At 71.2% G+C, this 25,771-nt stretch carries 26 protein-coding genes; 9 read left to right on the top strand and 17 right to left on the bottom strand.

The features are described from left to right. Positions 1 to 60: 60 nt before the first annotated feature. The gene (locus DK412_RS13380) at positions 61 to 753 is read left to right on the top strand and encodes an RluA family pseudouridine synthase (RefSeq protein WP_109975252.1); all 693 of its coding nucleotides are present in this window, start codon (positions 61 to 63) and stop codon (positions 751 to 753) included. A 132-nt stretch (positions 754 to 885) separates the two neighbouring features. On the opposite strand, the gene mtaB is transcribed toward DK412_RS13380, so the two are convergent. Then, on the bottom strand, positions 886 to 2,118 hold the full coding sequence (mtaB, locus tag DK412_RS13375; protein WP_109972343.1) for a tRNA (N(6)-L-threonylcarbamoyladenosine(37)-C(2))-methylthiotransferase MtaB: 1,233 nt from the start codon (positions 2,116 to 2,118) through the stop codon (positions 886 to 888). Continuing rightward, positions 2,115 to 3,002 carry a diaminopimelate epimerase gene (gene dapF / locus DK412_RS13370; RefSeq protein ID WP_109972342.1) on the bottom strand — a complete coding sequence of 296 codons (888 nt, stop codon included), beginning with the start codon at positions 3,000 to 3,002 and terminating at the stop codon, positions 2,115 to 2,117. Before dapF ends, mtaB begins: the two co-directional genes overlap by 4 nt. A 208-nt stretch (positions 3,003 to 3,210) precedes the next feature. On the opposite strand from dapF, the gene DK412_RS13365 reads away from it, so the two are divergent. After that, positions 3,211 to 3,987, top strand: coding sequence for a GyrI-like domain-containing protein (locus DK412_RS13365; protein WP_245447636.1), 777 nt, complete (start codon positions 3,211 to 3,213; stop codon positions 3,985 to 3,987). A gap of 90 nt (positions 3,988 to 4,077) precedes the next feature. On the opposite strand, the gene DK412_RS13360 is transcribed toward DK412_RS13365, so the two are convergent. Genes DK412_RS13360 through DK412_RS13350 form a run of 3 tightly spaced genes read right to left on the bottom strand, consistent with a single transcriptional unit; the run spans position 4,078 to position 5,602 of the window. Further along, positions 4,078 to 4,665 carry a DsbE family thiol:disulfide interchange protein gene (locus DK412_RS13360; RefSeq protein ID WP_109975251.1) on the bottom strand — a complete coding sequence of 196 codons (588 nt, stop codon included), beginning with the start codon at positions 4,663 to 4,665 and terminating at the stop codon, positions 4,078 to 4,080. An 11-nt stretch (positions 4,666 to 4,676) separates the two neighbouring features. After that, positions 4,677 to 4,835 carry a heme exporter protein CcmD gene (gene ccmD, locus DK412_RS13355; protein ID WP_109972340.1) on the bottom strand — a complete coding sequence of 53 codons (159 nt, stop codon included), beginning with the start codon at positions 4,833 to 4,835 and terminating at the stop codon, positions 4,677 to 4,679. Between the two features lie 5 nt (positions 4,836 to 4,840). Continuing rightward, entirely contained in the window at positions 4,841 to 5,602 is a 762-nt protein-coding gene (locus tag DK412_RS13350; RefSeq protein WP_204165605.1) for a heme ABC transporter permease, read from the bottom strand. 186 nt (positions 5,603 to 5,788) lie between these two features. Here DK412_RS13350 and DK412_RS13345 point away from each other — a divergent pair, with 186 nt between their 5' ends. Beyond that, complete coding sequence (locus DK412_RS13345) at positions 5,789 to 5,962, top strand: DUF1328 domain-containing protein (RefSeq protein WP_093564380.1); 174 nt, start codon at positions 5,789 to 5,791, stop codon at positions 5,960 to 5,962. Between the two features lie 261 nt (positions 5,963 to 6,223). On the opposite strand, the gene DK412_RS13340 is transcribed toward DK412_RS13345, so the two are convergent. The 7 genes from DK412_RS13340 to DK412_RS13310 all read right to left on the bottom strand — a co-directional run bounded on the left by DK412_RS13340 (position 6,224) and on the right by DK412_RS13310 (position 16,690). Continuing rightward, entirely contained in the window at positions 6,224 to 9,106 is a 2,883-nt protein-coding gene (locus tag DK412_RS13340) for an EAL domain-containing protein (protein ID WP_109972339.1), read from the bottom strand. A 165-nt stretch (positions 9,107 to 9,271) separates the two neighbouring features. After that, positions 9,272 to 10,366: a UDP-3-O-acyl-N-acetylglucosamine deacetylase gene (locus DK412_RS13335; RefSeq protein ID WP_109972338.1), complete on the bottom strand. Its 1,095-nt coding sequence runs from the start codon at positions 10,364 to 10,366 to the stop codon at positions 9,272 to 9,274. 525 nt (positions 10,367 to 10,891) lie between these two features. Next, positions 10,892 to 12,187, bottom strand: a complete 1,296-nt coding sequence (locus DK412_RS13330) for a pitrilysin family protein (protein ID WP_109972337.1) — start codon at positions 12,185 to 12,187, stop codon at positions 10,892 to 10,894. Further along, positions 12,184 to 13,596 (bottom strand): threonine synthase, encoded by a 1,413-nt coding sequence (gene thrC / locus DK412_RS13325; protein WP_109972336.1) that lies wholly within the window; start codon positions 13,594 to 13,596, stop codon positions 12,184 to 12,186. The genes DK412_RS13330 and thrC overlap by 4 nt, the downstream gene beginning before the upstream one ends. Positions 13,597 to 13,672: 76 nt before the next feature. Continuing rightward, positions 13,673 to 14,089: a DUF4864 domain-containing protein gene (locus DK412_RS13320; protein WP_109972335.1), complete on the bottom strand. Its 417-nt coding sequence runs from the start codon at positions 14,087 to 14,089 to the stop codon at positions 13,673 to 13,675. Between the two features lie 392 nt (positions 14,090 to 14,481). Continuing rightward, entirely contained in the window at positions 14,482 to 15,915 is a 1,434-nt protein-coding gene (gene pyk, locus DK412_RS13315; RefSeq protein WP_109972334.1) for a pyruvate kinase, read from the bottom strand. Between the two features lie 25 nt (positions 15,916 to 15,940). Beyond that, positions 15,941 to 16,690 carry a hypothetical protein gene (locus tag DK412_RS13310; RefSeq protein WP_109972333.1) on the bottom strand — a complete coding sequence of 250 codons (750 nt, stop codon included), beginning with the start codon at positions 16,688 to 16,690 and terminating at the stop codon, positions 15,941 to 15,943. A gap of 188 nt (positions 16,691 to 16,878) precedes the next feature. Here DK412_RS13310 and DK412_RS13305 point away from each other — a divergent pair, with 188 nt between their 5' ends. Both DK412_RS13305 and DK412_RS13300 read left to right on the top strand, forming a co-directional pair. Further along, complete coding sequence (locus DK412_RS13305; protein WP_245447634.1) at positions 16,879 to 17,283, top strand: hypothetical protein; 405 nt, start codon at positions 16,879 to 16,881, stop codon at positions 17,281 to 17,283. A 184-nt stretch (positions 17,284 to 17,467) separates the two neighbouring features. Continuing rightward, positions 17,468 to 17,965, top strand: a complete 498-nt coding sequence (locus DK412_RS13300; RefSeq protein ID WP_109972332.1) for an ATP-binding protein — start codon at positions 17,468 to 17,470, stop codon at positions 17,963 to 17,965. A 178-nt stretch (positions 17,966 to 18,143) separates the two neighbouring features. Here the strand turns inward: DK412_RS13300 and DK412_RS13295 are convergent, their stop codons facing one another. Genes DK412_RS13295 through DK412_RS13280 form a run of 4 tightly spaced genes read right to left on the bottom strand, consistent with a single transcriptional unit; the run spans position 18,144 to position 20,866 of the window. Further along, entirely contained in the window at positions 18,144 to 19,049 is a 906-nt protein-coding gene (locus DK412_RS13295; RefSeq protein ID WP_109972331.1) for a VOC family protein, read from the bottom strand. Continuing rightward, positions 19,046 to 19,948 (bottom strand): SMP-30/gluconolactonase/LRE family protein, encoded by a 903-nt coding sequence (locus DK412_RS13290; protein WP_109972330.1) that lies wholly within the window; start codon positions 19,946 to 19,948, stop codon positions 19,046 to 19,048. The genes DK412_RS13295 and DK412_RS13290 overlap by 4 nt, the downstream gene beginning before the upstream one ends. A 4-nt stretch (positions 19,949 to 19,952) precedes the next feature. Beyond that, entirely contained in the window at positions 19,953 to 20,399 is a 447-nt protein-coding gene (locus tag DK412_RS13285) for a cupin domain-containing protein (RefSeq protein ID WP_109972329.1), read from the bottom strand. Continuing rightward, positions 20,396 to 20,866: a DoxX family protein gene (locus tag DK412_RS13280; RefSeq protein WP_093564403.1), complete on the bottom strand. Its 471-nt coding sequence runs from the start codon at positions 20,864 to 20,866 to the stop codon at positions 20,396 to 20,398. Before DK412_RS13280 ends, DK412_RS13285 begins: the two co-directional genes overlap by 4 nt. A 143-nt stretch (positions 20,867 to 21,009) precedes the next feature. Here DK412_RS13280 and DK412_RS13275 point away from each other — a divergent pair, with 143 nt between their 5' ends. Continuing rightward, positions 21,010 to 22,581 carry a GMC family oxidoreductase gene (locus DK412_RS13275; RefSeq protein ID WP_109972328.1) on the top strand — a complete coding sequence of 524 codons (1,572 nt, stop codon included), beginning with the start codon at positions 21,010 to 21,012 and terminating at the stop codon, positions 22,579 to 22,581. 302 nt (positions 22,582 to 22,883) lie between these two features. Further along, positions 22,884 to 24,167, top strand: coding sequence for an ArgE/DapE family deacylase (locus DK412_RS13270; protein ID WP_109972327.1), 1,284 nt, complete (start codon positions 22,884 to 22,886; stop codon positions 24,165 to 24,167). 51 nt (positions 24,168 to 24,218) lie between these two features. Here the strand turns inward: DK412_RS13270 and DK412_RS13265 are convergent, their stop codons facing one another. Continuing rightward, entirely contained in the window at positions 24,219 to 24,587 is a 369-nt protein-coding gene (locus DK412_RS13265) for a hypothetical protein (protein ID WP_109958616.1), read from the bottom strand. Between the two features lie 146 nt (positions 24,588 to 24,733). On the opposite strand from DK412_RS13265, the gene yciA reads away from it, so the two are divergent. Both yciA and DK412_RS13255 read left to right on the top strand, forming a co-directional pair. Continuing rightward, entirely contained in the window at positions 24,734 to 25,153 is a 420-nt protein-coding gene (yciA, locus tag DK412_RS13260; RefSeq protein ID WP_109972326.1) for an acyl-CoA thioester hydrolase YciA, read from the top strand. Then, positions 25,150 to 25,461: a YkgJ family cysteine cluster protein gene (locus DK412_RS13255; protein ID WP_109972325.1), complete on the top strand. Its 312-nt coding sequence runs from the start codon at positions 25,150 to 25,152 to the stop codon at positions 25,459 to 25,461. Before yciA ends, DK412_RS13255 begins: the two co-directional genes overlap by 4 nt. Positions 25,462 to 25,771 lie beyond the last annotated feature (310 nt).

Here is a 25,771-nt window from a genome sequence, read left to right as displayed (position 1 = left end):
GCCCGCATCCGCCGCCCCTGCGACAGGCTCATGATCCAAAGGCCCATGATCGACAGGCCCATGATCGTCGACGACATACTCTCGCGGCTCCTCTACCGCGATGCCCTGGTGCTCGTCATCGACAAGCCGGCGGGATTGCCGGTGCATCCCGGGCCGAAGGGCGGCGAGACCCTGACCCGGCACCTCGACGCCCTGCGCTTCGGCCTGCCGCGCCGCCCGGAGGCCGCCCATCGCCTCGACCGCGACACGTCGGGCTGCCTCGCCCTCGGCCGGCACGCCAAGGCGCTGGCCCGGCTGAACGCCCTGTTCGCCCAAGGTCGGGCGGAGAAGACCTACTGGGCGCTGGTCGAGGGCGGCCCGTCGGAGGAGACCGGCGAGATCGATCTGCCGCTGATGCGCCGCTCCGACGACCCGCGCAGCTGGTGGATGAAGACCGATCCCGCCGGCGACCCTTCGCTCACCCGCTGGCGGGTGATGGGGCGCGATCCGGCCGCCGGGCGGACCTGGCTGGCGCTGACCCCGGTGACCGGGCGCACCCACCAGCTGCGGGTGCATTGCGCCGCGATGGGCTGGCCGATCCTCGGCGACTCCGTCTACGGCAGTGCCCCGCGCCAGGGCGGGCCGGGCCTGCAGCTCCACGCGAGGGCGCTGGCGCTACCGCTCTACCCGAAGAAGCCGGCGATCACGGTCGAGGCGCCGGCGCCGGGGCATATGCGGGAGGGGTTGAGAGCGTGCGGGATGGGGGAGGGGTGAAGGTCAGCAAAACTTCGGCCCTCGCCGTTTCGTCCGACCCACGCCACTCCACAACTCTCCTCGCCATCCCGGTGCCGCGAAGCGGAACCCGGGACGGCGATGGAAGATGGCACGACCGACGCCGGACATCCCTCACGCCGCCCGCAACACCCGCCCGTCATGCCCGGCGATGCGCAGATCGACCAGGGCCCCCGCCTCCATCCCTTCCGGCAGCCGCACCGGCAAAAAACCTTCCGTCCGCCCGGTGCCGCCGCGCTCGGCGAGCACCCGGCGGGTCTCTCCCACCTCGCGGTCGAGGCGGCGGGCGAAGGCCGCGGCGCCCGCCTCGCGCAGGCGCGCAGCCCGATCGCGGATCTCACCTGAGGCGACCTGCGGCATCCGGGCGGCCGGCGTGCCGGGGCGGGGCGAGTAGGGGAAGACGTGGAGCTGCGCGAGGCCGCATTCCTCGACGAGGTCAAGCGAGCGGGCGAACTGGGCCTCGGTCTCGGTCGGGAAGCCGGCGATCAGGTCGGCGCCGAACACCGCGTCGGGGCGCAAGGAGCGGATCTCAGCGCAGAACCGGATCGCGTCGTCCCGGCCGTGGCGGCGCTTCATTCGCTTGAGGATCAGGTCGTCGCCGGCCTGGAGCGAGAGGTGGAGATGCGGCATCAGCCGCGGCTCCTCGGCGAAGGCCGCGACCAGTTCCGGATCGGCCTCGACGGAGTCGATCGAGGACAGGCGGAGGCGGTCGAGCGCGGGCACCGCGCGCAGGATCGTCCGCACCAGCGCGCCGAGCGTGAGGTCGCCGAGGTCGCGGCCATAGGCCGTCAGGTCGACGCCGGTGAGCACCACCTCGCGGGTGCCCTGCTCGACCAGGGCGCGGACCTGCGCCACGGCCGCCGCCACTGGCACCGAGCGCGAGTTGCCGCGGCCGAAGGGGATGACGCAGAAGGTGCAGCGGTGGTCGCAGCCGTTCTGCACCGGCAGGAAGGCGCGGGTGCGCGCCCGCATCGGCGTCGCCTCGGGGAGCGGGTCGGCACCCGGCGCCATCACGTCGTCGATCCGCACCCGCTCGGGCGAGGCCTCGGCCCAGACCGCGGGATCGAGCTTGCGCCGGTTGCCGAGGATCTCCGCCACCTCCGGCATGGCGGCGTAGGCCTCGGTCTCGACCTGCGCACCGCAGCCGGTCACCACTACCCGCGCCGCGGGGTTGGCCCGCACGGCGGCCCGGATCGCCTTGCGGGCCTGCCGTCCGGCCTCGACGGTGACCGCGCAGGTATTGACGAGGAGAAGGTGGGTGCGGCCCGCCTCTTCCGCCTGCCGGCGCATCGCCTCCGATTCGGCGGCGTTGAGGCGGCAGCCGAAGCTCAGGACCTCGACGCTCACGCGGCCGCCTCGAATAGCGAGGCCGCGAAGGTGCCCTCGTGCTCCAGCTCGGTCGGGCCGGTCATGCGGACGTGGTCGTCCTCGCCCCAGGCGATGCGCAGGTCGCCGCCGGGCAGCGTCACCGTGGCCTCGCGGCCGGTGAGGCGCAGGCGCGCGGCCGCGACGAGCGCCGCGCAGGCGGCGGTGCCGCAGGCCCGCGTCAGCCCGGCGCCGCGCTCCCAGACCCGCAGGCGGATATGGGCGCGGTCGATCACCTGGGCGATGGAGATGTTCGCCCGGTCCGGGAAGATCGGGTGCGATTCGAGCAGCGGGCCGACCCGGGCGAGGTCGTAGGTGTCGGGATCGCGCTCGACGAAGAACACCGCGTGCGGGTTGCCCATGCTGACCGCGCCCGGCGAGTGCAGCACCGGGTCGTCGATCGGCCCGACCTGGAGCTCGATGCGGCGGGTATCGGGAAAGGGCTCGGCGAGGGGGATCTCGTTCCAGGCCAGCCGCGGCGCCCCCATGTCGACGGTGAAATCCAGGGCTGACACGCGCACGACCTCGAGGAGGCCGGGCCTCGTCTCGAGCACCAGATGCTCGCCGAGGGTCGGACGCGCCATCACGGGATCGTCGAGCATCGCCCAGGCGACGCAGCGGGTACCGTTGCCGCAGGCGCCGGCCTCCGAGCCGTCGGTGTTGTAGATCCGCACATAGGCGTCGGTGCCCGGGGTGACGGGGTCGTGCAGCACCATCATCTGGTCGAAGCGCGAGGCCGGGTCGGCGGCGATGGCCCGGGCCTCCTCCGGCTGGACCCGGATGTCGCTCCCGCGCAGGTCCAGCACCACGATCTCGTTGCCGAGCCCGTTCATCTTCAGGAAGCGGCGATGGGCGAGGGGGGACACGGGCGGGATTCTCCGGCGGGCGGGGCTGAGATGGGGTCGGGGCGGTGTATGGACCAGAACCGGCGCGGGGGCGAGCCGGGTGGGCATCGCTTCGAGACCGGCGTCCTCACGCTCTCGCGATGAGCCCGCAACGGCTTTGCGCTTGACGCGTTCGATCCGGCCGGCGATGCCGGCCCACGCTGAAGCCGCCCGGAGCGCTCCGCCCGTGATGAAGACCCGCCTCCCGACGATCGCGATCGGCCTCGCGGCCGCCCTGGCCTGCAGCGCCCCGGTCTTGTCCCAGCAAGTCCCGGCGCCGCAGCCCGCCCCGGCGCCGGCTCCCTCGCCCGCCGCGCCCCCGGCCGGCACGCCGTCGCCGGCGCAATCGACCCCGCTGCCGACCACGACGGCGCCCGGCCCGGGCCCCGGGACCAACCAGGCCCCGACCCCGCCGGCGCCCGAGAAGGCGCTGCCGCCCGCGACGCCGGTACCCCCGGCCGCGGGGCGCCCGCCGCTGGTCGCCAATCCGGGCGACCCGTCCGACGTCGACGAGGTGACGCTGCCGGCCAAGCCCGCCGCGATCCTGTCCGGCAACGCCAAGTGGGACCAGGCGCTGCCGAGCCTCAAGGACGCCATCGCCAAGGTCGAGGCGGCCCTCGGCCAGGCCGGCATCAAGGCCGTCGGCAAGCCGATCTCGGTCTTCACCCGCACCGACGACGACGGCTTCCAGTTCGAGGTGATGGTGCCGGTCGAGGCCGCCCCGAACCCGCGCCCGGCCGGGCTGCCGGACGACCTGCGCTTCGGCGCGACGCCGAGCGGCAAGGCCCTGCGCTTCACCCACAAGGGCTCCTACGAGGGCATCGACCAGACCTACGAGACGGTGACGGCCTATCTCGACGCCAAGGGCATCCTCGTCCAGGACGCCTTCGTCGAGGAGTACCTGACCCCGCTCGGGGGCCCGTCGGACGATGCGCTGGAGGTGAATATCTACGCGCTGCCCAAGTAGGGGTGAGGCGATAGCCTCACCCCTATCCCGGACGACTGGAGCGTCAGCGGAAGGAAATCCGGGACAGAGGGCGAGGTCTGAGCCTCGCCCCTATTGCATCGCCCGCACCCGGGCCAGGAACGCGTCGTAGTTCTCCGGCGTCAGGATCCCGACGAGCTTCTCACGAATGCGCCCGTCCGGCCCGATGACGAAGGTCTCCGGCACGCCGTAGACCCCGAGATCGATGCCGACGCGACCGGCCTCGTCGGCGCCCACGGCCCGGAACGGATTGCCGTGGCGGCCGAGGAAGCGGCGGCCGTTCTCGGGCTGGTCCTTGTAGTCGATGCCGACGAGGTTCACCCCGTCGCGGGACAGCCGCACCAGCATCGGATGCTCGACCTGACAGGGCGCGCACCACGAGGCCCAGACGTTCAGCACCGTCACCTTGCCCTTGAGGTCGGCGGCCGACAGGCCCGGTACCGCGGCGCCGTCCTGCCGGGCCAGGCCGGGCACCGGCGGCAAGACGAAGTCCGGCACCGGACGGCCGATCAGCGCCGAGGGGATGGCCGAGGGGTCGTAGCCGGTGGTGAGGAGCTTGCCGAGGAAGATCCCGGCCAGCGCCGCGAAAGCGAGGAGCGGCAGCAGGAACAGCAGCCGGCCGCGGCGCGGCGCCTCCTCGGTCTCCTCCACCGGGTGCACGGGGGCGTCGCTCACCGGCGGCCCCGCGGTGTCGGTTCCTGCGCGAGCCGGGCGAGCGCCCGCTCCTGCGCCCGCCGGTCGAGGATCGCGTTGGCGACCAGGCCGAGGATCACCAGGGCGGTGAAGCCGTAGGCGCCGAGGATGAAGGCGGCGTGAGGTCCGAGATCCATGCGGGTCAGGCCGCCTGCGGGGCGAGGAGGGCGGCGTCGAGCCGCTCGGCCTCGAGGATCGTGAGCGTGCGCACGCGCCGGCGCAGGATCTCGGTGCGCATCGCCTGGATGTGCAGGGCGATGCCGAGCACGGAGGCGGCGGCGATCATCACCAGCAGGGGATGGAGCATGGTCGGGTGGATGGTCGGCCCGCCCATCCGCAGGATCGAGGCCGGCTGGTGCAGGGTCGACCACCAGTTCACCGAGAACTTGATGATCGGCAGGTTGACGGCGCCGACGAGGGTCAGGATCGCGACCGCCCGGGCGGCCCGGTTCGGGTCCTCGATGGTGCGCCACAGGGCGAGCAGCCCGCAATAGATCAGGAACAGCACGAGCATCGAGGTCAGGCGCGCGTCCCACACCCAGTAGGTGCCCCACATCGGCTTGCCCCAGAGTGAGCCGGTGACGAGGCAGATCAGCGTGAAGGCGGCGCCGATCGGGGCGGCGGCGCGCTGCGCCACGTCGGCCAGCGGATGGCGCCAGATCAGGGTGCCGAGCGCCGAGACCGCCATGGCGCCGTAGAAGAACACCGCCATCCAGGCCGCCGGCACGTGGATGTACATGATCCGCACCGTCTCGCCCTGCTGGTAGTCGGGCGGGGCCACGAACCAGGTCATGTACTGGCCCACCGCCAGCAGCAGGAGGGCGAGGCCCGCCACCCAGGGCAGGAGGGACCCGGACCAGCGCATGAAGTGGCCGGGCTGCGCCAGCCGCGTGAGACGACCCATCGCCTTGGGACCCATCGCCTTGGCATCCATCGACATCGGCGCCGGGTGTAGCGCGCGGAGGCGTCGTTCAGCAATGCGGACGAACGGCGCAGCCCGGCGGGGCGGGGAGCGGTGGACGGCTCGGAACGAAGCGTGGCGGTGTCGGTTATCGCAGCGGCTTTTTTCTCGGACCGGAGTGCTCCCGCCATGTTGAAATGGGCGATCATCTTCTTCGTGATCTCGCTGGTGGCCGGCGCGCTCGGCTTCACCAACGTGGCGTCGGGCGCCCGCGGCATCGCGCGCCTTCTGTTCGGGCTGTTCCTGGTGATCGCCGTGGTGATCGTGATCGCGGCGGTGCTGATGGGGCAGGCGGTGTTCTAGGCCGGCGCCCCAGCGCAGTACGGGGGAAGGTGGTCACCTGCGTGACGGAGTCGCTCGCGTCACGCTACGGAAATACCACCCTCTTCGTCATTCCGGGGCCGCGCAGCGGAGCCCGGAATCCAGAACCGCGGATGGTTCAGGACAAGGCGGAGAGCGCTCCGCCTCTTTCTGCATAACCTGAGTGTATGGATTCCGGGCTCCGCTGCGCGGCCCCGGAATGACCCTGTGGGTGTGAAATCCGCCGGAGCCAAACGCCTGCCCTCACGCCGCCTCCGGCGCCGCCCCCACCAATTGCCGCGCCTGCAGGACCGACATCGGCTCGCCGAAGGCGAAGCCCTGCGCGTAGTCGCAGCCGATCTCGGCCAGCGCCAGGGCGTCGGCTTCCGACTCGGCGCCCTCGGCGACGATCTCGAGCCCCAGTTCCTGCGCCATCCGGACGATCGAGCGCAGGATCCCCGAGCGCCCGTTCGCCATCTGGCGCACGAAGGAATGGTCGATCTTGATCGTGTCGAAGGGGAAGCGCTGCATGTAGGTCAGCGCCGAGTAGCCGGTGCCGAAATCGTCGAGGCACAGGCCCGCGCCGAGCTCGTGGATGCGGGCGAGCATCTGGGCGGCGTATTCCGGGTTCTCCATCACCAGGGCCTCGGTCAGCTCCAGCTTGAGCGAGCCGGGGACGACGCCGGTGCGGGCGAGCACGGTCTTCACGTCGTGCAGCAGGTCGTGGCGCAGGAGCTGGCGCGAGGACAGGTTGACGGAGGCGAAGATCGGCGGCTCGACCACCAGCGCCTGCTGCCAGGCGGCGAGTTCCGCCGCGGTGCGCTCCAGGGCGAACACGCCGAGATTGACGATGAGCCCGGATTCCTCTGCGATCGGCAAAAAAACCTGGGGGGCGACGCGGCCGAGCCGCGGATGGTCCCAGCGCAGGACGGTCTCGAACCCCGCCACCGTGCGGTCTTCCAGGCGCACGATCGGCTGGAAGAGCACCTTGATCTCGTTGCGCTCCAGCGCCCGGCGCAGGTCGCTCTCCAGCATCATCCGCTCGCCGCGGTCGGAGCGCATGGTCGGGCGGTAGACCTCGATCCGGTCGCCGCCCTGGCGCTTGCCGTTGATCATGGCGAGCTCGGCGTTCTTCACCACGTCGTCGCGCTTCACCACCGCGCCCGCCTCGTGCAGGGCGACGCCGATCGAGGGCGTCAGGAAGATCTCGCGGTCGGCGTAGGTGATCGGCGTCGTGATCGCCCGGCGGATGCTGTCGGCGAAGGCGATGATCCGGTCGGGATCGCGCTCGGAGAGCAGGATGATGGCGAACTCGTCGCCGGCGACCCGCGCCAGCGTGTCCTGCGGCCGCAGCAGCCGGTTGAGGCGGCGCGACAGGGTCAGCAGGATCGAATCGCCGGCCGAGAGCCCGATCGCGTCGTTGACCTGCTTGAACCGGTCGATGTCGACCACGAACAGGGTGGGCTTCAGGCGCGGGTCCTGGCTCGCCAGCGCCAGCGCCGCATCGAGCCGGTCGTTGAACAATTCGCGGTTGGGCAGGCCGGTGAGGTTGTCGTGGACGGCGTCGTGCAGCAGCCGCTCCTCGGCGATCTTCGCCTCGGTCACGTCCGCGATGGTGCCGACGATGCGCACCACCTCGCCGTCGGTGCCGATCACCGGCCGCGCCTTGAGGCGGAACCAGTAATAGGGGCCTGCGGCCGAGCGCAGGCGGAAATCCTGGGAGATCCGGCCGCGCCGCTCCTCGATCACGGTATCGAGGGCGGCCGAGTAGCGCTCGACGTCGAAGGGGTGGAGCAGGGAGAGCCAGTTCGCCTGCGGCCCCTCGAGCGCCCCGCGCTTGAGGCCGAGCTGCCCCTCGATCTCGGGTCCGGCGAAGACCCGGTCCCCCGGCACGTCCCAGTCGAACACCACGTCGCCGGCGCCGGTCAGGGCCAGCGCCCGCCGCTCGGTGTCGGAGACGAGGCTGTTGCCGAGGCCCCCGCCCGCGAAGGCGTGCTGGAGCACCGTGAAGCCGATCAGCATCACGATCAGCACCAGGCCGCCGATGAGGGCCGGCTGGACGAGGTCGTTGTGGAGCTGGCCGGTGATGGCGAAGCCCGCCGCCACCACCCAGGCGAGCAGCAGCAGCCAGGTCGGGATCAGCAGGATCGCCCGGTCGTAGCCGTTGTGGATCGCCAGATAGACCACCAGCAGCAGCCCGACGCCGGCCACCGTGGCGACCGAGATCCGCGCCACGCCCGCCGCCACCGGCGGGTCGATGACGGCGAGGCCCACGAGACCGGCGAGGAACAGCAGCCAGATCAGCGCGACGTGGCTGTAGCGCACGTGCCAGCGGGCGAGGTTGAGGTAGGCGAACAGGAACACCAGCAGCGTCGCGCCGAGCACCGCTTCCGCCGAGGCGCGGTAGATCCGCTCCGCCGCCTCCGTCACCGGGAAGATGCGCTGGAAGAACCCGAAATCGATGCACGCATAGGCCAGCACCGCCCAGGCGAGGGCCGCCGCGGCCGGGAAGATGATGGCGCCCTTGACCACGAACACGATGGTCAGGAACAGCGCCAGCAGCCCGGCGATGCCGATGATGATGCCCTTGTAGAGGGTCAGCCCGGTCGCCTTCTTGCGGTAGGCGTCCTGGTCCCAGAGATAGACCTGCGGCACGTTCGGCGTGCGCAGCTCCGCCACGAAGGTGACGGTGGTGCCGGGATCCAGCGTGATGACGAACTGGTCGGCGTCCGGGCTCTCGTCGCGCTCAGGGCGAATGCCCTGGCTCGCCGTGATCGCGGCGATGCGCGAGCCGCCGAGATCGGGCCAGACCACGCCGGAGCCGACGAGGCGGAAATGCGGGGCGACGAGGACGCGATCGATCTGCTCGTCGGTGTCGTTGGTGAGCGCGAACACCATCCAGTCCGGCCGCGCCCCGGTCTCGCGCGCCTTCACGGCGATGCGGCGCACGATGCCGTCCTTGCCGGGCGCCGTGGAGATCTGGATCAGGTCGCCGTCGGAGCGGTAGCGCTCGATCGCCGGGGTGAGATCGATGGCCTGCGAATCGAGGGTGACGCGCACGGCCTCGACCGCGCGGGCCTCCGGCGCGGCGAGGAGCAGCCCGGCAAGGGCCGCGAGGCAGGCGAGGACGAGTGAGAGCGTGCGCAAGCTTCGGCGACTTCCGACCGGACAGGGACGGCCACGGGGCGGCTCGGGGAGGTGCCGGACCGTACTGACGCCCAAGCTTCCGAGCAAGGCGGAGGCCCCGGATCTCCCCTGTCGCCTACGAGCGCGACCGTCGTCCGGCTTCGATCGCTCCGCTTTGCGGCCAAATCAAGTTGTGCCGATCCCTTCGCGATCGGTGCCGACCGCTTCGTGACCGGGCTCGGCCAGCGAGACCACCTCCCAGCATTCCGGATGGCGCATCAGCTCGGTGAGGAACGCGAAGGTCAGCGCGTGGGTCGGGCAATTCGCCACGATGCGCCCGAGGATCGGCCGGCCGGCGAGAGCCAGATCGCCGACGAGGTCGAGGATCTTGTGCCGCACCGGCTCGTCGGGGAAGCGCGCGCCGCCGAGCACCCGTCCGCCGAGCAGGATCGCGACCCGCCCGGGACGGGCGCCGCGCAGCAGCGGCTCGCGGTCCCGCGGGTGCATCCGTTCCTCCGTCTCGGGACAGATCGAGCGCCGGCATTCCGGCCGCGTGACCGTGGGCACGAGGTCGTCGGCCCGCACGGTCTGGGACTCGAACGAGCGGGCCCAGAGTGTCTCCCGAGTCGACGCCGGCAGGAGAGTGCGGGCGAGGCGGGTCTTGAGCAGGGTGCGCCAGATCAGCGAAGCGTTGCCGAAGCTGCGGCTCGGGGCGATCTCGGCCCGGAACGTGGCCGGATCGATCGGGCCCGACCAGCGCAGCACGCCGAAGCCCGGCAGCCGGTCGGTGCTGACATCGACCTCGAAGGCGTCGGCCGGCTCGGCGCGCAGGAAGCCGTGCATTCCGTCGACCTGAAACGGCGCGCGAATGCGCAGAACCTGGCGTGGCCGGTCCTGCGGTACCCGCCCGGCGGCATCGATCAGCGCGCACCAGCGCGCCGCCGAGCCGTCGAGGATCGGGATCTCGGTCCCCTCGACGGTGACCGCCGCATTGTCGATGCGGGAGGCCGCGAGGCCCGCCATCAGGTGCTCGATGGTGCGCAACTTGCGCCCCTCGCCGACAGCGAGGGCGGTGCTCATCCGGCTCGCGACCCAGTCCGCCGTTCCGGCCGGCACCTCGGCCGAGGTCCCGGCGCAGCGCACCGCGAAGCGGATGCCGTGGCCGGCGGGCGCCGGTGCCAGGGTGACGCGGGCGGCCCGGCCGGTATGCAGCCCGGGCCCGCGCGCCGATACGCTCCGGCCCAGCGTCGCCTCGCGCCACGCGACGCTTTCGAATCCCATGTCTCGCACCCGACCGTTCCGCCGGCCGCCCCCGGCCGTCGTGTGCTTTTTCCAAGGCGCTGACGCGGTTGTTCCGTGGGCGGGAGGGCGTGAGCTGCCAATCTCCTCGACCCCGGGACTTCGGCCGCGCAGGACCTGCCTTCGGGCACTCGCGCGCTCGACTGCAGGTTGCTTCTACGGAGACTGGCGGAGAGCCGACACTCGACCGTTCGGCCTAGTTCGGGCGGCGGGGCAGCAGTCGAGACGTCTTGCTGCGCGCGGGATGGAGTCGATTCGATTGTCGATTTTGGGCGGAGCGCTAGGGAACACCTCGCGAGGGCGCCGCCCCGAACCCTCCCCCCTCTGTGGGGGAGGGTGGCCTGCGGAGCAGGCCGGGAGAGGGGCGGCGCGACGCTGATCCAGGTGGCGCCCTTCACACCGGTTCGGTCCTATCCGGAAGCGGCGTCCCCTCTCCCGCCCCACTTCGTGGGGCACCCTCCCCCGCAGAGGGGGAGGGTTAAGGCCGTGGCGCGTGCCGGGACCCGCTCACCCCGCCTTCAGCACCTTGCTCACCGCTTCCAGGCTCTGCAGCTTCTTGATCGGCCCGATCGCCGCGATCGTCGGCGCCCCGGCGATCAGCGCGCGGCCGGCCGCCCGCACGTCGTCGGGGGTCACGGCGTCGACCTTGGCGATCACCTCGGCGGCCGGGATCACCCGGCCCCAGGCCAGCAACTGGCGGGCCGTGCGCTCGATGCGCCCGCCCGGCGTCTCCAGCGCCGAGAGAAGGGCCACCTTGAGCTGGGCCTTCGCCCGGGCGAGCTCGGTGGAATCGACCGTGTCGGCCGCCTCGCGCAGGCAGGCGAGCGTCACCTCGACGAGGCCCGGCAGGTCGGCGCCGGCGGTGCCGGCGCCGATGCCGAACAGGCCGCAATCGCTGAACGGCCAGTGGAAGGCGTGGATCTCGTAGGCGAGGCCGCGGGTCTCGCGCACCTCGTGCCAGAGCCGCGAGGTCAGCCCGCCGCCGAGCACCTGCGCGAAGAGGTGCGTGGCGTAGTAGGATTCGTCCCGGAACGACAGGCCGGGCAGGCCGAGCACCAGGTTGGCCTGTTCGAGCTTGCGCGGCATCCTACGCTCGCCGCCGCGATACTGGCCGGGCACCGAATCGGGCGCGGACGCCGCCGGCATCGCCCCGAAATGCTTCTCGGCCGCAGCGACGATCGCCTCGTGCTCCACGGCACCGGCCGCCGCCAGCACCATCCGGCCGGGTGTGTATTCGCGAGCGAGATAGGCCTCGATCGCCATCTTGTCGAAGCTCTTGATCGTCTCCGGGCGCCCGAGGATCGGCCGGCCGATCGGCTGGTCGGGGAAGGCGGCCTCGGTGAAGGCGTCGTAGACGACGTCGTCGGGCGTGTCCTCGACGGCGGCGTATTCCTGGAGGATCACGCCCTTCTCGCGGGCGAGCTCGCCGGCCTCGAAGGCCGAGCGGGTCAGGATGTCGCCGAGCACGTCGAGGGCCACGTCGGCATCCTCGCCCAGCACCCGGGCGGTGTAGCTCGTCTGCTCGACGCTGGTGGCGGCGTTGATCTCGCCGCCGACATTCTCGATGTCCTCGGCGATCTGGCGGGCGGAGCGCGTCGCCGTGCCCTTGAACGCCATGTGCTCGATCAGGTGGCTGAGCCCGTGCTCCTCCGGCCGCTCGTTGCGCGAGCCGGCGCCGATCCAGACCCCGAGGGTCGCGGTGGCGACCCCGGGCATCGCCTCGGTGGCGACGGTGAGGCCGTTGGAGAGCCGCGTGATCTTGAGGTCCGGCGAGGCGCCGAGCGTCGCGAAATGCTGGTTCATGCGGCTTGTCCCAGGATGCGGGCGCGCTCGCGGATCGCCCGCTCGACCGCCGCCTCGTCGTTCGGCAGCACGGTGAAGCGCTCGCGGCGCTCCAGGAGGTCGGCGAGGTGGGGCGGCAGGGCCGGGCGGATGCCGGTCGCGGCCTCGACCGCGTCCGGGAACTTCGCCGCATGCGCGGTGGCGAGCGCCACCACCGGTGTCGCCGGATCCTCGGCCACGAGCTTGCGGGCAGCGCGCACGCCGATGGCGCTGTGCGGATCGATGATCTGGCCGGTGCCCTCGTAGACGTCGCGGATCTCGGCCACCACCTCGTCCTCGGGCACGGCGGCCGCGTCGAACTCGGCCCGGATCCGCGCGAGCGTCGCGGGGTCGAGCGTGAAGGCGCCCGACTGCTTGAGGCCGGCCATCAGCCGGTTCACCGCGGAGGCGTCGCGGTCGAGGGTCTCGAACAGCAGGCGCTCGAAGTTCGACGAGACCTGGATGTCCATCGACGGCGAGGTGGTCGGGGCCACGCCCCGGACCTCGTACGATCCCGTCGCCAGCGTGCGGGCCAGGATGTCGTTGGCGTTGGTGGCGATCATCAGCCGGCCGACCGGCAGGCCCATGCGCTTGGCCGCCCAGCCGGCGAGGATGTCGCCGAAATTGCCGGTCGGCACCGAGAACGAGACCGGGCGATAGGGGCTGCCCAAGCTCACCGCGCTGGTGAAGTAATAGACCGCCTGCGCGGCGACGCGGGCCCAGTTGATCGAGTTGACGCCCGACAGGCGCACGTCCTCGGCGAAACGCGGGTGCTGGAACAGCGCCTTCACGATCGCCTGGCAATCGTCGAAGGTGCCCTCGACGGCGAGCGCATGGATGTTGTGCGCGTCGACCGTGGTCATCTGCCGGCGCTGCACCTCCGACACCCGGCCGTGGGGATAGAGGATGAACACGTCGACGTTGTCGAGGCCGCGGAACGCCTCGACGGCGGCGCTGCCGGTATCGCCCGAGGTGGCGCCGACGATCGTCGCCCGGCTGCCCTTGGCCTTGAGCGCGTGGTCCATCAGCCGGCCGAGGAGCTGCATCGCCACGTCCTTGAAGGCGAGCGTCGGGCCGTGGTGCAGTTCGAGCAGGAAGAGGTTGTCGCCGAGCTGGGTCAGCGGGCAGACCGCCGGATGCCGGAAGGTGGCGTAGGCCTCGTCGATCATCCGGTCGAAATCGGCTTGTGCGATCTCGCCGTCGACGAGGGGCGACAGCACGGTCTTGGCGGCCTCCGCGTAGGGCCGTCCCGCGAGCCCCGCGATCGTCTCGGGGGAGATCTGCGGCCAGCTCTGCGGGATGTACAGGCCGCCGTCGCGGGCGAGGCCGGCGAGCAGCGCGTCGGTGAAGGTCAGCGGCGCGGCGGCGCCGCGGGTCGAAACATGAAGCACGGTGATCAGTCCTGAGGCTGCCGCAGGCCCTACACGAATCTGGCGCGCGCGTCAGCCGTGCGTGCGGGCAGGCCGATCAGGCGCCGGCGCCCGGCGCCTTGCGCAGGCGGCAGCCGGTGATCCGCCACGCCCCGTCCGCGTCGCGCTCCAGGGTGTAGAGCGCCTCCCAGTCGGTGCCGTCCTGGTCCTGGATGCGCACCCCTTGCGCGAGGCTGCCGTCGGGCAGTTCCTCGTCGGTGCCGAACTCGAACCGGCGGTTGCGGTAGATGGCGGCGTAACCCTGCCGCACCATGCCGATGAAGGTCTCGGGGCTCGTGAAGATCGACCGGATGGCGGGGGCCGCCTCGGCGTAGGCGGCAGCCGCGTCGTCGTGCCGGAACGCCTCCTGCTGGCGCAGGATCGCCCCGCGCACCGCATCCCGGTCGCCGCTGCCGGCGGCGAGCGCGCCCTGGCCGACGGCCAGCAGGGTCATCAGGGCGACGAGGGTGCGCATGGGCCAATGACCCTCTCGGGACGAACGGTCTCGTCCGGATGCCCTAGCGTAGCAGGCCGATCCGGTGCGCACAACTTGAAGTCGTTTGAACCTTTTGGGGGTTGCGGGATGGGGGATGATGGGAGCGTCCCTCGGTGCGGCGCTGGGGCTTCGTGCCTACCGCCGCCGAACGCTTGTCCCATCCGCGACCTCATCCTGAGGTGCCGGCGATCGGAGATCGCGCACGATCGAAGATCGCGGAGCCTCGAAGGAGGCCTCCAGATGTCGCCGAGACCACTGGAGGCCTCCTTCGAGGCTCACTTCGTTCGGACCTCAGGATGAGGTTGCGGGTGGGACGGAAACAGCACAGGGATGACCCCGAGTGGACGGATTCCGTCGTACGACGACGCAACCTACACCCCGCTCGCCTTCCGCCCCAGCTCCACCACCCGCAGGTTATTCGTCGTCCCCGCCCGGCCGAACGGGATGCCGGCCACCGCCACCACCAGGTCCGGCGCCTGCGCGAAGCCTTCCTGCGCCGCGACCTCGGCGGCGCGGTCGACCATGGCCTCGTAGGATTCGATCTCCGGGCCGAGCACGGAATGCGCGCCCCAGTACAGGCTGAGGCGGCGCGACACCGCCGTGTCGGAGGTGGCGGCGAGGATCGGCACGTTGGGGCGCTTGCGGGCGATGCGGGCGGCGGTGGTGCCGCTCGACGTGAAGGCGACGATCGCCGCCGCCTCGATCGCGTCGGCGAGGGTCGCGGCGGCGGCCGCCACGGCGTGGGGCGGGCTGTCCTCGACCTCCGGCTCGCTCGCCCGCACCAGCGAGCGGTAGAGCCGGTGCTGCTCGGTGCGGCGGATGATCCGGTCCATGATCGAGACCGCCTCGATCGGGTACCGCCCCGCCGCGGACTCGGCCGAGAGCATCACCGCGTCGGCGCCGTCGTAGACGGCGGTGGCGACGTCCGAGGCCTCCGCCCGGGTCGGGGAGGGCGCCGAGACCATCGATTCGAGCATCTGCGTCGCGACGATCACCGGCTTCACCGCGTGGCGGCAGGCGCGCACCAGCTCCTTCTGGCGCCCCGGCACGTCCTCGGGCGGGAGCTCCACGCCGAGATCGCCGCGGGCGACCATGATCCCGTCGGCGATGCGGATGATGTCCTCGATGTGATCGAGCGCCGACGGCTTCTCGATCTTGGCGATCAGCCCGGCCCGGCCGGCGATCAGGCCGCGCGCCTCCATCACGTCGGAGGGGGTCTGGACGAAGGAGAGCGCCACCCAGTCGACCCCGAGCGAGAGGCCGAAATCGAGGTCGCGCCGGTCCTTCTCGGTCAGCGGCGAGAGGGCCAGCACGGTGCCCGGCAGGTTGACGCCCTTGCGGTCGGAGATCGGCCCGCCCACCACCACGTCGGCGTCGATCGCCGCGTCGTCGACGCCGACGACCCGCACCCGGACCCGGCCGTCGTCGATGAGCAGCTCCTGGCCCGGCGCCACCGCGGCGAAGATCTCGGGATGGGGCAGGGGGATCGCGTCGGTTCCGCCCTCCCGGCCCTCGCGCACGAAGCGGATCCGGTCGCCGGTGGCAAGCTCCGCCTTGCCGCCCCGCAGGGTGCCGATGCGGATCTTCGGCCCCTGGAGGTCCTGCAGGATGCCGATCGGCCGGCCGGTCTCCTGTTCGAGCGCCCGGATCGCGGCGTGGACCTTGGCGTGGTCGTCGTGGGTGCCGTGGGAGAAGTTGAGCCGGAAGGTGTCGACCCCGGCGAGAAAGAGGGCCTTCAGCCGTTCCGGCGTGTTGCTGGCCGGGCCGACGGTGGCGACGATCTTGGCGTGGCGATGGCGGCGCATGGGGGTCGCTCCTTGCTGATCCGGATCAGGGCTTGGTGCGGCGGTAGACGGTGGCGAAGGTGACGTTCAGGCCGCCGCAGGCGCTGTTGTCCTCGGCGAGCAGGAATGGCGGCAGCAGCTGAAGGCGCAGGCGGCAATCGGTCGGCGCGCCGGCCGTGAAGGGGAGCGTGCCCTTGTCCCCCATGGTGAAGGCGAGGGTGTGGCCGCTCGGCGCCGCCTCTCCCGCGACGCTGCCCATGTTGACGGCGCCGCGACGGACCCGGTCGGGATCGAGGGTGCCGTAGGTCGCGTCGCCCTCGATCGCCAGGGTGCCGGCGGCCTTGCCCGGACGGATCGTGATCGTCTGCTCCGGCGCCGTCCAGGTGCCGGTCCAGTCCTTCGGTGCCGGCGCCGGTGGAGCCCGCTCCCGGGCCACCGCGCTCTCCGGCAGCCAGCCGGCGCGGACCGCGCCCTTCTGCCCGACGTAGGTGGCGCAGACGAAGCCCGGTACGGTGCCGCCGAGGATCACGGTATTGCCCGGCACCAGGAAGGCCTTCTCGCGGCAGGCGGGATCGGCCCCGGGGCAGCCCTTGCGGCCGGATGCGCTTGCCACGAACGGCACCCGCGCCTCGCCGGGCTTGATCGTGCCGAGGCTCGGACCGGAGCCGGCCCCGAGCGCGCCGTAATCGAAGCAATCGCCCTCGGCGGCGAGCGCGCTCCCTGCACCCGCGAACCAAGTCAGCGCGATCAGACTCGAAACGATCCGCTCCCGGCCGCGCCGCGTTCCGCCCCGCATCGTTGAGATTCCTTGGCCGTTGCCTCACCGCCGCGGAAGCTAGGGCATCTTGGACCAAAGGAGCACCCGTCGGCTCCCGAATAGCATCGCCTGCCGCAACGCCGTGCTCTTGACGGCGGTTATGCTGCATCGCACCCTGTCGCTCGCTAACCATTCGGCGACACGACGTCAGGGGGGTATCGACGGTCATGCTGTTCCAGCCGCCCGTCTTCGAGACGATCTTTCGCATCCCCGTCGAGCATCGCCTGGTGATCCGGGGCTCGCGCAGCCGCGGCGCCCCGACCGACGGCGTATGCTGGTACCACGACGAGTTCGACGCCGCCGGCACGCTCGTCGCCCGCTACGAGACCTACGACGAGATCGATGACGACGGCCGGGCCCGCTGCGGCTGGCGCCGCTACGACGCCGCCGGACGGCTGGTCGCGCGGCACGAGGTGGCGATGCGCTGGTCGGGCCTCGTCGCCCTGAAGCAGTCGCGCCGCGGCGCCGAGATCGCGCTGCAGCGCCATAGCGGGCACGGCACTCCTGCACCGCTCGCCCGCCGGGTCCAGGCCGCCGGATCCTGGCGGCCCGACATCGTTCCGGCCGCTTGACCCTCGGACCGGCTGCGGTCACGATTACCCCATGACCTTCCCACGCCCCATCGCGCCGCGGCGCCGAATTCTTCTCCCGGCCTGAAGCGTCGGGCCGGGTTGTCGGCTGTCCGCGTCCCCGTGACGCCCACGGCGCTCCTGTGGCGCCCCCGGAAGGTCTCGTCCCAGGCCCGTCACCGATGCGGTGCTGTACCTCCTGTGCGGCAAGATCTCGGCTGGACAATCGACGCTCGCCGCTGCGCTGGCCACGCGGCCCGGCACGATCCTGGTCCGGGAGGACCAGTGGCTCGCCGGGCTCCATCCGGGCGAGCAGGCGACCCTCGCCGATGACGTCCGCAACAGCCGGCGCCTGCGCGCCACGATGGGGCCGCACCTCGTCGCGCTCCTGCGGGCCGGCCTGTCGGTGGTGCTCGATTTCCCCGCCAACACGCCGGAGAGCCGGACCTGGATGCGGACGCTGTTTCGCGAGGCGGAGGTGGCGCACCAGCTGCACTCCCTCGCGGCCGACGACGCCCTGTGCAAGGTGCGCCTGCACCATCGCAACGCGGCCGGGACGCACGAATTCACCGTGAGCGACGAGGAGTTCGACCTGTTCACGCGCTACTTCGTGCCGCCGACCGAGGAGGAGGGGTTCACGGTGGTGCGGCATCGACAGGTCGAGGAGGGAGGGACGTCGGCTTGAGCCGGTGAGTGACGGCGCGTGCCTGTTCCGACACTTTCGTCGGTTCGATCGAGGGTATTGTTGCCCTCCTCGTCATCCCGGGTTCCGCTTTCGCGGCTCCGGGATAACGCAGTGAGCGCTCGATTCCTTGGGTCTTCTTACCAGGATGATCGAAAGTAATTACTCGTTGATTGGATTTTTAGCCTGCCGTCAGCCACACCAGATGCCCGTCCGGGTCACGCAACAGCGCATCCGCGCCGCCGCCGGGCCGCGGGCCGCCTCCGCCCGAGACCAATCGTCCGGCATGAGCGGCGCAGGCTGCTGCCAGAACCTCTTCATCCGCCATCGCGATCACCAGGCGGGTCGCCGCGACGTCGTTCACCGCGAGGTCGGAGGCCGGCCGGGAGGGGCCGCCGCGGTAGCACAGCAGCTCGACATGGGGCGGCCGCCCGTCCGGGAAGCCGAGACCCGTCACCTCGACCGTCGGGTCGGCGACGGCGTCGAGGCTTGCCTGTTCCGGTCCGGTATTGAGCGAGCGCGACGCCACGCGAAGCCCGAGGGAGTCGTAGAACGCGACGCTGCGGGCGGTGTCGGCGACCGAGATCGCCGAGTGGTCGAGGCCGAGGCAGGGATCGGACGCATCCGGCCGCCGCCACGCCGCGGGCGTCGCCGCGGGCGGGAAGGCCAGGAATTCGAGGGGATGGCCCTCGGGGTCGCGGAACTTGAACGCGGTCACGCCGCCGGACGAGTCGGGCAGCCGCACCGGCCCGTCGGTCGAGATCGGGCGCCAGCCCGGATGGGCCGACAGGCGGGCATGGGCCGCCGCCATGTCGGCGACGATGATGGCGCAGTGCTGGAACAGCGGGCTGAAACCCGGCACGTCGCCCGGATAGGGCCGGCCCGCCGGGGTCACTGCGACGAGGTCGAGGCGCTGGTCGCCGAGGCGAAGCGGCACGGTCCGTGCCCCGGGCACGTCCGAGGCCGGCGGCGCCTCGGCATCGGTGAAGCCCAGAGCCCCGCGGTAGAAGCCCGCCAGCGCGTCCGGATTGCCTGAGACGAGGACGATGCGGGCGAGGCGCAGGGCGCCCGAGCGACCGGCGCTCACGGCGTCTGCACCCCGCGCCGGTCGAGGAAGATGGAATAGAGCGTGTGCGAGCCGCCGATGAACAGGCGGTTCTTGGTCGGCCCACCGAAGGTGAGGTTCGAGACCGTGTGGGGCACCAGGATCTTGCCCATCAGCTTGCCCTCCGGGCTGATGCAATGCACGCCGTCGCCCGCGCTCGACCAGACGTTGCCGTCCTCGTCGACCCGCATTCCGTCGCAATAGCCCGGCGAGATCGTGTGGAAGATGTCGCCCCCCGACAGCGCGCCGTCGGGGGCGACGTCGAAGACACGGATGTACTGGCGCGGGTTCGGCTTCGACTGGTCGCCGGTCTCCGCCACGTAGAGACGGCGCTCGTCGGGCGAGAAGGCGAGGCCGTTCGGGCCGTCGAAATCGCCGGCCATCACCGTGATCTCGTTCGTCGCCGGATCGAAGCGGTAGAGCGCCGGCGGCTGCTCGGAGGTCTGGCGGCCGCCCTCGTAGTCGTTCGCGATGCCGTAGACCGGATCGCTGAACCAGATCGTGCCGTCGGACTTCACCACCACGTCGTTCGGCGAATTGAGGCGCCGGCCGGCGTGCCGCTCGACCAGCGTCGTGACCGTGCCGTCGTACTCGGTGCGGTACAGGCAGCGGCCGCGATGCGAGCAGGCGATCAGTCGGCCCTGCCGGTCGCGGGTCTGGCCGTTGGCGTAGTTCGAGGGCGCGCGGTAGACCGAGAAGCCGGCCCCCTCGATCCACCGCATCGTGCGGTTGCGCGGCAGGTCCTGGAACAGCAGGCAATCGGCGTCGCCCATCCAGACCGGGCCCTCGATCCAGCGGAAGCCGGAGCCCAGCTCTTCGAGCGGGGCGTTGCCCAGGATGTAATGCTTGAAGCGCTCGTCGTGGATCTCGAACCCATCCATGGCGTCACCGGAACCGGCAGGCCGCGCCGGTGGTCGGGGCCGAATCGTACTGGACGATCATCAGCACCGCCGGCTCGTCCCCGATCGTGCCGGAGCGGTGGCCCTTCTTGCCGTCGACTTCGCGCACGTTCTGGTCCTCGCCGAACGAGATCTCGCCCGGGCCCATCTCGACCCGCGTGCCGTCCATCGATTCGACGAACCAGCGGCCCGAGAGCGGGATGATCCATTGCGGCTTCGGGTTCGGGTGCCAGTCGCCGGTCCAGCCGACCGGCTGCACGGTGACGAAGACCGTGGCGCCGTCATGGGTCTTCTGCCCCTGCCATTGCGGCGGGGCCGGCGGGGACATCGACTTCTCCTCGAACTCGGTGAACGCGCACCGGGTCTGGTGGCTGATCCCGTCCGCGTCGGCCCAGAGGTGCCAGTAGGGGATTTTTGGCTTGTCGTCGCTCATCGGGCGGTCTCGCTGACGCTGTAGGGCTTCGACGAGGCGAAGGGGTCGGAGAAAAAAGTCTCGACGGTGCTCGCCCCGGTGCCGAAGGTGACGAGCAGAAACCCGCCGGCGAGCGCGAGGTTCTTCCAGAAATCCCAGAAAAGCTCGCGCCCCTTGCCGCCGGACCAGAAATCGCCCGGCTTCCAGAACTGCTTCCACAGGAGCGCGGTGACGCCGCAATAGCCGGCGAGCACGAAGGCGGCGAAGCGGTCGGCGATGCCCGTGAGGATGCCGAGCGACATCACGATCTCGACGAACAGGCCGGCGAGGATCAGCGCCGTGGCGGGTGCGGTGGCGTGGACCGCCTGCTTCGCCTGGCCCACCGCCCCGCGGAAATTCAGGATCTTGTCGAGCGCGCTGAACGGCAGGAACAGCATCACCAGGAGGAGCCGGACGCCGAAGGCGACCGCGATGCTGAAGCTGGCCATCGTCCCGGATCCCCGCTGCCTTGTTTCGCACTGCGAAAAGCTAACTGGGGCGGGTCGACGTTCGCGCCAGCCCCGCCATATCCGGCTCGCACGACCGAGCGGCCCGGATCATCCCGTGCCTGCCGCAGGAGGGACGACCGCCGATGAGCGAGAACCGGCATTACGACGTCGTCATCATCGGCTCGGGGCCGGGCGGCGGCACGATGGCGTGGCGGCTGGCCCAGACCGGCAAGCGCATCCTGCTGCTCGAGCGCGGCGACTACCTGCCCCGCGAGCGCGAGAACTGGGACAGCCAGGCGGTCTTCGTCGAGGCGCGCTACCAGGCGCCGGAGACCTGGTACGGTGCCGACGGCTCCAGCTTCCATCCCGGCCTGCACTACTTCGTCGGCGGCAACAGCAAGGTCTACGGCTCGGTCCTGCTCCGCCTGCGTGAGAAGGACTTTTTCGAGGTCCGCCACCCGGACGGGATCTCGCCGGAATGGCCGCTGAAATACGACGTGTTCGAGCCCTACTACCAGGCGGCGGAGGAGCTCTACTACGTCCACGGCCTGCGCGGCGAGGACCCGACCGAGCCGCCCGCCGCGAAACCCTACGCCTACCCGCCGATCACCCACGAGCCCCGGATCCAGGAGCTGTTCGACGGCTTGAAGCGCGAGGGCCATCACCCGTTCCACCTGCCGGTGGGCGTGCGGCTGGAGGAGCGGGACGGCAAGCCGCTGCCGCACTCGGCCTGCATCCGCTGCGACGCCTTCGACGGCTATCCCTGCATCACCAACGGCAAGGCCGACGCGCAGATCGCCTGCGTCGATCCGGCTTTGGCCGCGCATCCGAACCTGACCCTCAAGACCAAGTCCTACGTCGACCGGCTGCTGACCGACCCGTCCGGGCGGACGGTGACCGGCGTCGAGGTCAGGCGCGGCAGCGCGACCGAGACCTTCACCGGCGACATCGTCGTGGTGGCCTGCGGCGCCCTGTCCTCGGCGCTGCTGCTGCTGCGTTCCGCCAGCGACGCCCACCCGCACGGGCTGGCGAACCGCTCGGGGCAGGTCGGCCGCAACTACATGCGGCACAACAACTCGACGGTGCTGGCGATCTCCCGCACCCCGAACCCGACCAAGTTCCAGAAGACGCTCGGCCTCAACGACTTCTACTTCGGCGCCGACGACTGGGAGTTTCCGTTGGGCCACATCCAGATGGTCGGCAAGTCGGACGGGGTGCAGATCCACGGCGAGGGCCTGCCCGGCTTCCTGCAATGGTTCCCGGAGAAGCCGTTCGACTGGCTCGCCAAGCACTCGCTGGATTTCTGGCTCACCACCGAGGACCTGCCGATCCCGGAGAACCGGATCTTCTACGACGGCGACAAGGTGCGGCTCGACCTCAAGCAAACCAACGAGGAGGCGCTGCACCGGCTCAAGGCCAAGCTGCGCGACCTCTGCGGGAAGCTCGACATCCACCCGCACCTGTTCGACCGCTCGCTCTACCTCGGCAAGGACGTGCCGATCGGCGGCACCGCCCACCAGGCCGGCACGCTGCGCTTCGGCCCCGACCCGGCGACCTCGGTCCTCGACCTCGACTGCAAGGCGCACGAGCTCGACAACCTCTACGTGACCGATGCGAGCTTCTTCCCGTCGATCGGCGCCGTGAACCCGACGCTGACGATCATCGCCAACGCGCTGCGCGTCGCGGACCACATCATCGGGCGGTTGGGGGCGTGATACTCTCAACCCCTTTCCGGGCCCGGAACGGGCCTGCACGACTGGAACGAAGTGGAAGGAGATCCGGGATCCAGCGAAAAAAGCCGCGAAGCGTCCGTCCTTCTGGGACGGTGCACCATTCGGAGCCGCTTCGCGGCACTTCCTCCGCTGGATCCCGGATCTCCTTCCGCTTCGCTTCAGTCGTCCGGGAAAGGGTGGGGAGGCTGATGTCATTGCAGCGCGCAAGCCCCTACGCCTCCAGCGCATAGATGCCGCACCTCCGTACGGGCTATGACGGGACGCCCGCCTCGAAGGAGCCCCCGATGCCCCTGGACCCCGCCCTGCGCGACCGCATCATCACGGCCGTCGCCGACGGCTTTTCCGACCAGATCGCCCATACCCAGGCGCTGATCCGCTTCCCCTCGACCCGCGGGCAGGAGCAGGCGATCCAGGATTTCGTGTTCCGCAGCTTTCGCGAGCGCGGCTACGCCATGGACCGCTTCGCGATGGACCGGGAGCGGATCGAGGCGCATCCGGGCGGAGCCAGGTTCGCGCCTGAGCACTCCGACGCGCCGATCGTCGTCGGCATCCACCGGCCGCGGGAGGAGACGGGGCGCTCGCTGATCCTCCAGGCCCATGTCGACGTCGTGCCGGCGGGCCCCGCCGACCTCTGGACCCACCCGCCCTTCGAGCCGGTGGTGGAGGGCGACTGGCTCTATGGCCGCGGCGGCGCCGACATGAAGGCGGGCCACGCCGCCAACCTGTTCGCCCTCGACGCGCTCCGCCGCATCGGGCTCCAGCCCGCCGCCACCGTGACGCTGCAATCGGTGGTCGAAGAGGAATCGACCGGCAACGGCGCCCTGATGACCCACCTGCGCGGCTACCGCGCCGACGCGGTGCTGATTCCCGAGCCCGAGGAAGAGATGCTGGTGCGCGCCAATACCGGCGTGCTGTGGTTCCGGGTCGAGGTCCGGGGCCGGCCGGTGCACGTGCGCGAGATGGGCACGGGCGCCAACGCCATCGACGCCGCCTACCGGGTGATCGGGGCTTTGCGCGGGCTCGAGGCGCGCTGGAACGAGGACAAGGCCGGGCGCCCGCATTTCGGGGGCGAGGCGCACCCGATCAACCTCAATATCGGGCGGATCGAGGGCGGCGACTGGGCCTCCTCGGTGCCGGCCTGGTGCCGGATCGACTGCCGCATCGCGATCTATCCGGGCACCAGCGCCGCGGACGCGGCCCGCGAGATCGAGGCGGCGGTGGCGGCCTTCGCCCGGGACGACGCCTTCCTGTCGAACAGCCCGCCGAGCGTCACCTTCCACGGCTTCTTCGCCGAAGGCTACGTGCTCGACGAGGGCTCCGAAGCCGAGGCCGTGCTCGGCCGGGCGCACGAGGCGGCCACCGGCAGCGCGCTGAAGAGCTTCATGACGGCGGGCTACCTCGATACCCGGGTCCACGCCCTCTACGACCGGGTGCCGGCGCTCTGCTACGGCCCGAAGAGCGAGAACATCCACGGCTTCGACGAGCGGGTGAGCCTCGCCTCGCTCAAGCGCATCACCACCGCGATGGCGCTGTTCGTCGCTGAGTGGTGCGGGACGGAAGCCCTCTGATGGCGCGGGCCCTCGCGGGCCCGCGACCTCGCCGATCGAAGCTGCGCTTGTTCAATCGAAGCTGCGCTTGGCGCCCGACCCGCCGAGGCTGATCTTGCGGGCCTGGGGTGCCGCCGGGGCGGCCTGGACGGGCTTGGGCGGCGGCAGGTGGGCCTGGCCGTGGACCACGGCGCCGATCTCGCCGAGCGCCTTCACCAGGTCGTCCTTGCCGCAGGTGCGGGCGACGGTGAGGCCGAGCTTGTGGGTGTGGCTCTTGGCGTAGAGATAGCCCGCGAGCTTGGCGCGGGTCTCCACCGGCAGGGCGTCGAGGAGGTCCGGCAGGTCCTCCGGCTCGGCCCGGTAGATCTCCCCGAGGGTCGCGAGGGGAACCGGGCAGTCGCGGTCGGCTTCGGCGCCGCTGGTGGGATGGCCCTGGATCATGATGCGTCCTCCGGCTGATGGCGTGGCGCCGAAACTAGGGCCGTCCGCGGGAGGAAGAAACCGCAGGGGCCGCGAATCGGGGCGCTCGCGCTCCGGCGCCTCGATGCCCTATGCTCGCCCGGGAGACCAGGGGGCGCGGACACATCATGACCATGGACACGGCAACCGACGCGGCGCGGCCGCAGGGTGAACTGACGGTGCGCACCATCGCGATGCCGGCCGACACCAACGCCAACGGCGACATCTTCGGCGGCTGGGTGATGTCGCAGATGGATCAGGCCGGCGGCATCGCCGGGGTCGAGCGGGCACAGGGCCGCGTCGTCACGGTGGCGGTCGAGGGCATGACCTTCCTGCGCCCGGTCCGGGTCGGCGACGTGCTCTGCGTCTACACCCAGGTGGTCGGCACCGGCCGCACCTCGATGCGGCTCCAGATCGAGGCCTGGGCCCGGCGCTTCCGCACCCAGACCCGCGAGAAGGTGACCGAGGGCGTGTTCACCTTCGTGGCGATCGACGACGACGGCCGCCCGCGCCCGATCCCGCCGGCGGCGCCGGGCCTGTCGCCGTGAGCCCGGCCCACGCCGATCCGGACACGTTCGCCTGCCAGGAATGCGGCGCCTGCTGCGCCTACTCGGCCGAGTGGCCGCGCTTCAGCATCGAGGACGACGCCGACATCGCCCGGATCCCGGAGATCTACGTCGACGATCCGGCCGGGCGCATGCGCTGCGAGGGCGAGCGCTGCTCCGCCCTCGACGGCCGGGTCGGCGAGCGGGTGGCGTGCAAGGTCTACGCGGTCCGCCCCGAGGTCTGCCGCACCTGCGAGCCCGGCGACCCGGAATGCCTGATCGCCCGGCGGCATCACGGGCTGCCGGTTTAGGATCTGTCGTGACATAGTTCCCATCGGGTCGCGGAAGCAGGCGCAGGAACGGCCGCCATCGGCCACGCTCCCTGGGACACAACTGATAGTTGGTCGAGCAACGGAAAGGCGCGGGCGCGTCCGCGCCGAGTCGCTCCCCGCGTTGCGCGGCACCCTGTCGCATCTCATCATCCGACGGACGCCTCGGTCGCGGTGCGAATCCCCACCGAACGACTTGACGGCCGACGCTCGAACACATCTTCTGTGCAACTTGCACGATGCTGGGACGATCAGTTTATTGTCCTGCATCGTCGTGACGGACGACAGATGA

This window comes from Methylobacterium sp. 17Sr1-1 (assembly GCF_003173775.1).
Classification (GTDB): Bacteria; Pseudomonadota; Alphaproteobacteria; order Rhizobiales; family Beijerinckiaceae; genus Methylobacterium.
This window is presented reverse-complemented; position numbering and strand designations above follow the sequence as displayed.